The sequence below is a fragment of the uncultured Deefgea sp. genome (assembly GCF_947072475.1).
GTDB lineage: Bacteria > Pseudomonadota > Gammaproteobacteria > Burkholderiales > Chitinibacteraceae > Deefgea.
This window is the reverse complement of sequence record NZ_CAMTIA010000082.1, coordinates 1-9,741: the sequence shown is the minus strand read 5'-3', so window position 1 is coordinate 9,741 and position 9,741 is coordinate 1. Positions and strand designations below refer to the sequence as shown.

At 48.0% G+C, this 9,741-nt stretch carries 7 protein-coding genes; 5 read left to right on the top strand and 2 right to left on the bottom strand.

Features of this window, described 5'->3' with window-relative positions; genetic code table 11:
* Positions 1 to 45 precede the first annotated feature (45 nt).
* Positions 46 to 1,851 carry an aspartate--tRNA ligase gene (gene aspS, locus Q0V82_RS15765; protein ID WP_297577278.1) on the top strand — a complete coding sequence of 602 codons (1,806 nt, stop codon included), beginning with the start codon at positions 46 to 48 and terminating at the stop codon, positions 1,849 to 1,851.
* Positions 1,852 to 2,449: 598 nt separating this feature from the next.
* Here the strand turns inward: aspS and Q0V82_RS15760 are convergent.
* Positions 2,450 to 2,908, bottom strand: a complete 459-nt coding sequence (locus tag Q0V82_RS15760) for a hypothetical protein (RefSeq protein WP_297577276.1) — start codon at positions 2,906 to 2,908, stop codon at positions 2,450 to 2,452.
* A 1,322-nt stretch (positions 2,909 to 4,230) separates the two neighbouring features.
* On the opposite strand from Q0V82_RS15760, the gene Q0V82_RS15755 reads away from it, so the two are divergent.
* On the top strand, positions 4,231 to 5,814 hold the full coding sequence (locus Q0V82_RS15755) for an inorganic phosphate transporter (RefSeq protein ID WP_297577274.1): 1,584 nt from the start codon (positions 4,231 to 4,233) through the stop codon (positions 5,812 to 5,814).
* Between the two features lie 367 nt (positions 5,815 to 6,181).
* Here Q0V82_RS15755 and guaB read toward each other — a convergent pair whose 3' ends face one another.
* Positions 6,182 to 7,648, bottom strand: a complete 1,467-nt coding sequence (gene guaB, locus Q0V82_RS15750) for an IMP dehydrogenase (protein WP_297577272.1) — start codon at positions 7,646 to 7,648, stop codon at positions 6,182 to 6,184.
* Positions 7,649 to 7,746: 98 nt separating this feature from the next.
* Between guaB and Q0V82_RS15745 the strand changes: the two genes are divergently transcribed.
* From Q0V82_RS15745 to Q0V82_RS15735, 3 genes are read left to right on the top strand one after another with little or no spacing between them, the layout of a single operon-like run.
* On the top strand, positions 7,747 to 7,974 hold the full coding sequence (locus tag Q0V82_RS15745; RefSeq protein ID WP_297577270.1) for a hypothetical protein: 228 nt from the start codon (positions 7,747 to 7,749) through the stop codon (positions 7,972 to 7,974).
* The gene (locus Q0V82_RS15740) at positions 7,946 to 9,121 is read left to right on the top strand and encodes a patatin-like phospholipase family protein (protein WP_297577268.1); all 1,176 of its coding nucleotides are present in this window, start codon (positions 7,946 to 7,948) and stop codon (positions 9,119 to 9,121) included. Before Q0V82_RS15745 ends, Q0V82_RS15740 begins: the two co-directional genes overlap by 29 nt.
* Positions 9,122 to 9,149: 28 nt before the next feature.
* Positions 9,150 to 9,668, top strand: a complete 519-nt coding sequence (locus Q0V82_RS15735) for a disulfide bond formation protein B (RefSeq protein WP_297577266.1) — start codon at positions 9,150 to 9,152, stop codon at positions 9,666 to 9,668.
* Positions 9,669 to 9,741 lie beyond the last annotated feature (73 nt).

Sequence of the window (9,741 nt, the reverse complement as noted above, 5' to 3'; positions counted from 1 at the left end):
GTTTTATTGATTGTTTGTGTTATTTATTTTTGAGGAAGTTCTTTGATGCGTACCGATTATTGCGGTTTGATTGATGGTCGTTATCTGGGCCAAACTGTCACGATTAAGGGCTGGGCCCATCGTCGTCGTGACCATGGCGGCGTGATTTTTATCGATTTGCGCGACCGTGAAGGTTTGGTGCAAGTGGTGTTTGCGCCAGAAACGCCAGAAGCGTTTGCCATTGCTGATGCCACCCGCAATGAATATGTATTGGAAATCACCGGCTTGGTGCGTGCTCGCCCAGAAGGGACCACCAATAGCAAAATGTTCACGGGTCAAATTGAAGTCTTGGCAAGCAGCATTACCGTATTGAATCAAGCGGCAACGCCGCCGTTCCAGATCGACGATGAAAATCTCTCTGAAAACGTGCGTTTAACCAATCGCGTGATCGATTTGCGTCGTCCAGTGATGCAAAAAAACATGCGCTTGCGTTACCGCGTGGCGATGTTAATCCGTAACTACCTTGATGGTTTGGGCTTTATCGATATCGAAACGCCAATGTTGACTCGCTCAACGCCAGAAGGCGCGCGCGATTACTTGGTACCAAGCCGCGTGCACGATGGTCAATTTTTTGCCTTGCCGCAATCGCCACAGCTATTTAAACAGCTCTTGATGGTGGCCGGTTTTGATCGCTACTACCAAATCGTTAAATGCTTCCGCGATGAAGATTTGCGTGCCGATCGTCAACCTGAATTCACCCAGATTGATATCGAAACTTCGTTCTTGAACGAAGACGAAATCATGAGCATTACTGAAGCGATGGCGATCCACGTCTTCAAAGAAGCCATCAACGTCGATTTGGGCGAGTTCCCACGTATGGCGTATGACGACGCAATGCGTTTGTACGGCTCAGACAAGCCTGATTTGCGCGTGTCTTTGCAGTTCACTGAACTGACCGATTTGATGAAAACCGAAGAATTCAAAGTCTTCCGTGGCGCAGCCGATATGGAAAACGGCCGCGTAGTCGGCTTACGAATTCCAGGTGGCGCAAGCATCAGTCGTAAAGAAATCGACGACTACACCAAGTTCGTGGCGATCTATGGCGCGAAAGGCTTGGCGTACATCAAAGTCAACGACGTAACGAACCTGAGCAACGGTGAAGGCTCGGGGCTGCAATCGCCCATCGTTAAAAACTTGAGCGAAGCGTGCTTGCAAGAAATCATTACTCGTACTGGTGCAACCACCGGCGATTTGATTTTCTTTGGCGCAGACAAAGAAAAAGTTGTTAACGAAGCCATCGGCGCATTGCGCTTGAAAGTCGGTCACGAAAAAGGCGAAGCAGCGGGTTACTTCACTCGCGGCTGGAAACCATTGTGGGTGGTTGACTTCCCAATGTTTGAACGCGACGACGATGCAGGCCGCTGGAATGCTTGCCACCATCCGTTCACGAGCCCGAAAGTTGAGCACATCGAGTTTTTGAAAACCGATCCGGGCAAATGCAAAGCCCGCGCCTACGATATGGTCCTCAACGGTTGGGAAATGGGCGGCGGTTCAGTGCGTATCCACCGCGCTGATATGCAATCGACGGTGTTTGAAGCACTCGGTATCGGCGAAGAAGAAGCACAAAACAAATTCGGCTTCTTGCTCGACAACCTGCAATTTGGTGCACCTCCGCATGGCGGCTTAGCATTTGGTTTGGATCGTTTGGTGACTTTGATGACCGGCGCCGAATCCATCCGCGACGTGATCGCCTTCCCGAAAACCCAACGTGCGCAGTGCTTGTTAACCAATGCACCGAACGAAGTGGACGAGAAACAACTCCGCGAATTGCACATTCGTTTGCGTAACACTCAGCAAGCGAATTTAGCGTAATTGCTAATTAGCTTGGATTAAAAAAGGCGACTTCGGTCGCCTTTTTTGTTGGGTATTGGCTGGAAGGTATTGGTGGTCATCGGCTGTATTGATATACCCATTAGTTTGGTCGGGCGGATTGGTACGTAGGGCGGGTTAGCCTTTAGGCGTAACCCGCCAATCAGGTTCCGGCAGCGCACAATTTAATGCGCTGTTTCAATCAAAGTCGCGCTAATGCCGCGCGGCACCCACCTTTCTTTGCTTCGCCAAAGAAAGTGTGGGCCAAAGAAAGGCGACCCGGGTATCTGCGCGGGCTACGCCCGTACCTTCGCTGCGGACAATCGAGGCGGTTGCGATCAAAACTCGGCCTGCGGCCTCAAACAATGATCGCAAAAACCCCGCCCCGCTTGTTCCTCGCTCAGCTTGCTACACGGGATCTCGCGCAGCTCAACGAGATTTGATTTTAAATAGAGGTATTGCTCTATAGAATTTTTAGATAAAAGCTTCCAAGCAAATACATCGATTTTTTAAGGTGTCAATGAGCGCGGAGAATTGCGCCGAATGAGCCGAAAACAAGCATCGCAACGGTGTGCGTTGCTTTGCTCATCAGTACCCTTCTTTATTGCTCCGTACGCAGTACAGGGCTTAATTGCACGAGGTAACACCCCCATTCACCAACATCACCAAGACTTTCGTCTGCATTGAATTGACATTGCCAGTCGTAGCAAATCAAATGTAGAAATGTGTGTAAATTTACGTTCATTCCATTTTCAAATTGGATTTCAAATGATGGTAGATCTTGAATATTTTCAGGAAAAATGCCAAATGGCGTAATCATCACCATTTTTTCATGAGTAGGTAAAACCGTTGCCGACTTTTTAATGCTACAGTGTTTGCCAGAATTTGCTAAATCAGCACATTCACCAAAGTATTCGTTCGCTCGTTTTCGCCAGCTTTTGTTAGCGTTAGAATCTCCCGCGGTTAATTGTTTTTCTTTGAATACCCAGTCGCGTACAGCATTATGGGTTATACAAAAATTAAATAAATTATCCGATTTTTTCTTCAATGGTTTCTGCATACCAAGTTCTAGAAGCTTCGCGAAAAAGTTTTAAAAGCATATCGCGTGAAGTTGTGTATCCATGAAGCATAGTTTCTATTTTCCTTTTTAACTAATCGATGTTTTCGAAAGTATATTATTAATTGGCTAGGGGGGGGTTAAAGCTTGTCTGGCGAGAATTCTCTATTTTTGTTGTCAAACACGGTATGGTTTTTTAAAGGTTTGAGACTGAGTTTGGTTTATTTATCTATGTTTAGATTGAAATATTTTATTTTCTGTTTTTCTGTTTTTCTGTTTTTCTGTTTTTCTGTTTTTCTGTTTTGTTGTTGCTGCTGTATGAATTTGATTTAATTGGTTGTTAATATTGCTTGGCGGTTTGTCGTCTTTATTAAATGTCTTCGATTTTATTTAAAGACTTAAGTGCAGAATCAAAAAATTGCTTCTTTCTACTACTATAATTTATTTAAAACCATGTTAAATAAATTGTGCATATAGCTCACTTCAAGTGAAAATAAGATGTGCAAACTCTCTGTCAGAAATAGACCATAGGAATTTTAGTGGCAGGTAGGGTTGGAGTTGGATGAGAATTCATCACAGGATAGATAATATCCGATACGTAAGAATATGTCAACATTATGTAATCTAGCTTACTGTGTTTTGTTTTTTGATCTTCGCTTGTACGGGTGAATGGGGTAAGATTTTTATGAGCAAGTAGGGTGGAATAAGCATCGCGCATTCCACCTGTCCGTGATGCATCAAGCTGGAATGCACTTCGTTTATTCCACCCTACGTATACTTTCTGCGGGTATCTGACATTGGATTATTGTCTTGGGTCATGCTCAAATAAGCTTTTGACGTGACCGAGTCTTCGCTGGGGTGTTGGCGGTTATGTCAAGGTTTAAAATCAGCGTTAACCGTGGGTGAGGGTGCTCAATTTAGCCATGGGGTGTTCAATGTGCAGCGGCTGTATATTGGGCGCATTTCAATTGCCTATCTTGAGGGTGAGTTAGATTTTGTTATATACCGCATGATGAAAAATATCATATTACTGTGGGTATTTTATTGTAGTCCTTTATTTGTAAGGCTTGTAGCCAGATACCTATGGTGTTGCTATGATTTTCTGCTGTGCGAGTGTTGATGGGTTTTAAGCTGTGAATCAAGGCGTAGACTGATTTTTTACTGCGTATCGGAGTGAACTTGGCTGGTTTTAAAGCTTGGCGTTATTGATTTTGTATTGTGTGAGTTTTTGCGTCGCCCTTCTGTATTGCAAAGCGCACAATAGCGCGTTTATGAAAGCGGGTTGCAACCGCTATTTCTACCAACCTAGCAATCACAGTGAAGCTATGAACCACCAACAAATTGATACTATTCACAATGCCGCCAAATCTGGGCATGTCGAGCTCGTTCGACTGGGCATTGCCTTACTCTTTATTGTCGGCATTGTGCTGTATACCGCTTCACGTGGCACCACGCCGAGCATCATGCTGATTGTGGCTTCGGTTGTCGGCGCTTATATGGCCATCAATATTGGGGCTAACGATGTGGCAAATAATGTGGGTCCTGCGGTCGGCTCTAAAGCGCTGACGATGGGTGGGGCGTTAATTATTGCCGGGATTTTTGAGGCGACAGGGGCGATTGTGGCGGGGGGCGATGTGGTGTCGACCATCCGTAGCGGCATTATTGACCCGAGTTTGATTCCGGATAAACAAACCTTTATCTGGATTATGTTGGCGGCTTTGTTAGCGGGGGCATTGTGGCTCAATGTTGCCACGGTGGTGGGGGCGCCGGTTTCAACGACGCATTCCATCGTGGGTGCCGTTTTGGGCGCAGGCGTAGCGGCTGGCGGCATGGGCATTGCCGATTGGGGTCAAGTGGGAACGATTGCCATCAGTTGGGTGATTTCGCCTTTGCTCGGGGGTATTTTTGCGGCAATATTTTTGTATCTGATTAAACGAACGATTACTTACCAAACCAATATGATCGCCGCTGCGGCGAAAATGATTCCAGTGTTGGTGGGGTTAATGGCGTGGACTTTTAGCACTTATTTAATGCTCAAAGGCTTGAATAAAATTTGGAAAGTCGATTTTTGGTTTGCTGTTGGCGTTGGCTTTGCGATCGGTGCTGTTGTTTGTGCCATTTTGGCGCCGGTGATTCGGTCGCGAATTAAGAGTGTGGCCAATAATAAGCAAAGCGTGAATCGTTTCTTTACCATTCCTTTGATTTTTGCTGCCGCTTTGTTGAGCTTTGCCCATGGCGCTAATGATGTGGCTAATGCAATTGGCCCTTTAGCCGCAATTAATGATGCGCTAATTAGTAGCGGCACTAGCTTGCAAGACAGTGCCAGCATTCCACTGTGGATTATGGTGATTGGTGCGATTGGTATTGCACTCGGTTTGGCGCTGTATGGGCCTAAGGTGATTCGTACTGTTGGCTCGGAAATTACTGAACTCGATCAAATGCGGGCTTTTTGTATTGCGATGGCGGCAACGATCACGGTGATTTTTGCCAGCCAATTGGGTTTACCCGTGAGCTCGACGCATATTGCGGTTGGTGGTGTGTTTGGCGTTGGTTTCTTGCGTGAATACCTAAAGGCCAACCATGCGCGTACGCTGGATGAAATTAAGGCGCATCATCCAGAAGGCGATGAGACTGCGGTGGATACTTTCTTGCTGCGCTTTAATAAAGCCGGCTTAAAAGAAAAAGCGCTCATGTTGCAAGAGCTGAAGCAGCAAGCCAAATCGCAACTTGATCCGGCGCATTTTTCTAAAATGGAACGCAAAGGCTTGAAAAAAGTCTATCGCCAAGAACTCGTTAAGCGTTCGCAAATCATGAAGATCGCGGCTGCATGGATTGTAACGCTACCGATTTCGGCATTGCTGTCGGCGATGTTGTTCTTTATGTTGCGCGGCATGTTGATGCCGGCTTAAGCCACTCGAAGCAAACAGCGCCAGCCATTGTCTGGCGCTTTTTTATTGGTTTCGATTTAGTTATTGGGTTGGTCAGGGGTTAAGAGAAATACTTTTGACTCTTTGTAGAATTTGCTTAGCCAGCGAAGCATTGCAGTTGTTGCTCAGCCAGCGCTTACCAGTTCCAATCTTATATTCATGAGCAATTGTCGGAGCATTACCTTGTATCTCTCTGTACTCAGTGGCTGGGTTTTGTTTATGGCAATATTAGGTATTGCTTTGTAGTTATTATTGCATAATGGCTGTATCTATATACTGATGGCGCTCAATATTTAAGCGCAAAAAAACCGCTGACTCGCAGCGGTTTTTATCCAAACATGCAACAAGATTAATCTTGATGGTAGTTCGGGGCTTCTTTGGTGATTTGCACGTCATGCACGTGTGATTCACGGATACCGGCGGAAGTGATTTGTACAAATTCAGCTTTGGCGTGAACATCGTCAATCGTTGCGCAGCCTAGATAGCCCATTGATGAGCGTAGGCCGCCAACCAATTGGTGGATCACGGCAGACAATGGACCTTTGTACGGAACGCGGCCTTCGATCCCTTCGGGTACCAATTTATCGGCATCAGCGGTTTTGTCTTGGAAGTAACGATCGGACGAGCCGTTCGCACCAGACATTGCACCAAGTGAGCCCATACCACGATAGCTCTTATATGAGCGGCCTTGGTAGAGTTCAACTTCACCCGGCGCTTCTTCGGTACCACCGAACAAACCACCCAACATCACCATGTGCGCGCCAGCGGCGATGGCTTTGGCGATGTCGCCCGAGAAGCGAATGCCGCCGTCGGCGATCAATGGTACGCCAGTGCCAGCAAGGGCATCCGCCACATTGGCCACCGCTGTAATTTGCGGTACGCCAACGCCAGCCACGATACGGGTGGTGCAAATTGAGCCTGGGCCGATACCGACTTTAACGGCATCTGCGCCCGCTTCAACCAAGGCTAAAGCCGCAGCGGCAGTGGCAATATTGCCACCGATGACTTGAACGTGTGGGAAGTTGGTTTTAACCCAACGCACGCGATCAAGAACGCCTTGGCTGTGGCCGTGTGCGGTGTCGACCACGATCACGTCAACGCCAGCTTCAACCAGTAATTTAACGCGCTCGTCCGTGCCAGCGCCAACGCCAACGGCGGCACCAACGCGTAAACGACCTTGTTCATCTTTGGCAGCCAGTGGGTGCTCGCTGGTTTTGATGATGTCTTTTACGGTGATGAGACCTTTAAGGCGGAATGCGTCGTCGATCACCAGAACGCGTTCTAGACGGTGTTCGTGCATTAAGGCGCGAGCGTCGTCGATGCTGGTGCCTTCGCGAACAGTAATCAAGCGCGCTTTTGGCGTCATGATCGATGAAACAGGTACGTCAAGCCGCGTTTCAAAACGAATGTCGCGGTTGGTGACGATACCCACGAGCAAGCCTTGGTCGATAACTGGCAAGCCTGAGATTTTGTGTTGTTGTGTGAGTTGCAATACATCACGAACTAGCATGTCAGGAGAAACGGTGATCGGGTCTTTTACAATCCCTGATTCATAGCGTTTTACCTTGGCGACTTCTTGTGCCTGACGCGCTGGGGTCATGTTTTTATGCAAGATACCGATGCCGCCTTCTTGTGCCATTGCAATGGCCAATGGGGCTTCGGTAACGGTATCCATCGCAGCGGAAACCAGCGGCAAATTCAGGCGGATATTGCGGGTGAATTGCGTCGCCAGCGAAACATCGCGCGGCATAACATTGGAATGAGCGGGTACAAGCAAAACGTCGTCGAACGTAAGGGCTTTTTGCACGATGCGCATGAGTAGAATCCTTTTCGCCAAAAAAGCATTATACCGAAACCATGATGTCACGCCTATTGCATTAATCGTGAAATAGGGGGTTGCGGGGTGAAATTAGCTTGAGTTTAGCGGCAATTTTGGATGGTTTATCCAAAGTTACGCGGGAATTACTGTTTATTTGCTGCTTGTGTGCATCATATTTATATCAGTCAATCCGCAGCTGGCTTGGCATTGACGCTTTAGATGTAGTGCGTAATGCATGCTGGGTTGGCTTAGTGCTGATTCGTTGTTCTATCGCCGTGTCTGGAGAAATCAATCATGAAACCAGTACGCTCAAATACGCCTAATACGGCGCTGATCTTGTCTGGCGGCGGGGCTCGGGCGGCTTATCAGGTCGGGGTGTTGCTGGCGATAGCTAAAATATTGCCACGTGGCAGCCCCAACCCGTTTCCGATTATTTGCGGTACTTCGGCCGGGGCGATTAATGCCGCAGCGATGGCGGTAGGAGCGGGGGATTTTCATCGTGCAGTGCTGCAATTGGCGCGGATGTGGCAAGGCTTGCGGGGTGAAGCGATTTATATGGCCGATTTGCCGTATTTGAGTAAAACAGCGGCGCATTGGTTGTTGGCTTTATTGTGTGGTGGTTTGGGCCAGCGAAATCCGCGGGCGTTTTTAGATAATGCGCCTTTACGCGCTTTGCTGAGCCGCGAGATGGATTTTGCTCAAATTGAACGGCATATCCAAAGTGGGGCTTTGCGCGCCGTGGCGATTTCGGCACTGGGTTATAGCAGCGGGCAGTCGGTGTCTTTTTTTCAAGGCGCGGCGGATTTGTCTGTTTGGTCAAGAGCGAAGCGTGTAGGGGTACGTACTGAGCTCAATGTCTCGCATTTAATGGCGTCTAGCGCTATACCGCTGATTTTTCCGGCAGAGCATATTCATCGTGAGTATTTTGGTGATGGCTCGGTTCGGCAAATTGCCCCTTTGAGTCCGGCGATACATTTGGGCGCTCGACGCGTGTTAGTCATCGGGGTCGCGCCACAGTCTGCTGATGGTCCTACGCGGTTGCATAGCCCGTCTTATCCCACCTTGGCGCAGGTAACAGGGCAGCTGTTTAATAGTGTGTTTCTGGATAGTTTGGATACCGATCTAGAGCGCATGCAGCGGATTAATCGAACTTTATCGTATATTCCGCAGGCCGCACGGATCTCGGGTCAGCTTCAGTTGCACCCGATTGAGGTGCTGACGATTTCCCCTTCGCAGCCTTTAGAAAAATTAACTTTAAGCTTGAGTGGCGATTTCCCATTGGGAATGCGTTTTTTACTGGGCGGCTTGGGGGCTTTTCGGCGACAGGGTTCAGTGGTGGCGAGTTATTTGTTATTTAGTCAGGCATATTTGCGGCAGTTGATTCGATTGGGCTATCGAGATGCCATGGAGAAAGAAGCAGAGTTGAGTGTTTTTTTGGCTGCAAATTCCGAGGTAAGCAGCGTAGAATAGTTATTTTCTATCTTGCCGGAGTCTGGGCATGGCTTTATTGCGTTGGCGTGTGGGGTTTTTTGCTCTGTTTTTGCTCTGTGTCGGCATGATGGGGTTTGCACTTTATCATCAGTTTTATCAGTGGCTTATGCCATGTTTACTTTGTGTTTACGAGCGGCTACTGGTCATTGCTTTGGGTTTGCTGAGTTTGCTTGCGGCAATCTGGCAGCCAGCCACAAGGCGCGGTGTGGTGTGGTTTTCTGGCGTGTATGCCGCAGTGGCATTGTGGGGCGCGGGGATCACCGTGTGGCATTTACTGGTGCAGTATGCGCCCGCTGAGTCTGGTGTAAATTGCGCGTCTAGTTTGCCGTTTCCGATTGATTTAAATGCTTTGCCTGCGTGGATTTCGGCGGTGATTCGCCCTGTTGGTGATTGCTCGGTGGTGGATTTTTCTTTGTTTGGGATGTCGATGCCATTTTGGTTGCTGGTGGCCTTTGTCGGATTTTTAGTGCCTTTGTCGTATTTGGCTAAAATTCGTTTGCTTGAAATTCGTCGTCGAGGCCTTTGATATGACATTGACTGAATTACGTTATATCGTTGCCGTGGCGCGTGAGCGTCACTTTGGGCGCGCAGCCAATAGC

What these genes read in the sequence shown, in the direction of transcription:
- guaB (WP_297577272.1), bottom strand. Translation starts at nt 7,648, where the DNA reads ATGCGCATCGTGCAAAAAGCCCTTACGTTCGACGACGTTTTGCTTGTA.
- Q0V82_RS15755 (WP_297577274.1), top strand. Translation starts at nt 4,231, where the DNA reads ATGAACCACCAACAAATTGATACTATTCACAATGCCGCCAAATCTGGG.
- Q0V82_RS15735 (WP_297577266.1), top strand. Translation starts at nt 9,150, where the DNA reads ATGGCTTTATTGCGTTGGCGTGTGGGGTTTTTTGCTCTGTTTTTGCTC.
- aspS (WP_297577278.1), top strand. Translation starts at nt 46, where the DNA reads ATGCGTACCGATTATTGCGGTTTGATTGATGGTCGTTATCTGGGCCAA.
- Q0V82_RS15760 (WP_297577276.1), bottom strand. Translation starts at nt 2,908, where the DNA reads ATGCAGAAACCATTGAAGAAAAAATCGGATAATTTATTTAATTTTTGT.
- Q0V82_RS15740 (WP_297577268.1), top strand. Translation starts at nt 7,946, where the DNA reads ATGAAACCAGTACGCTCAAATACGCCTAATACGGCGCTGATCTTGTCT.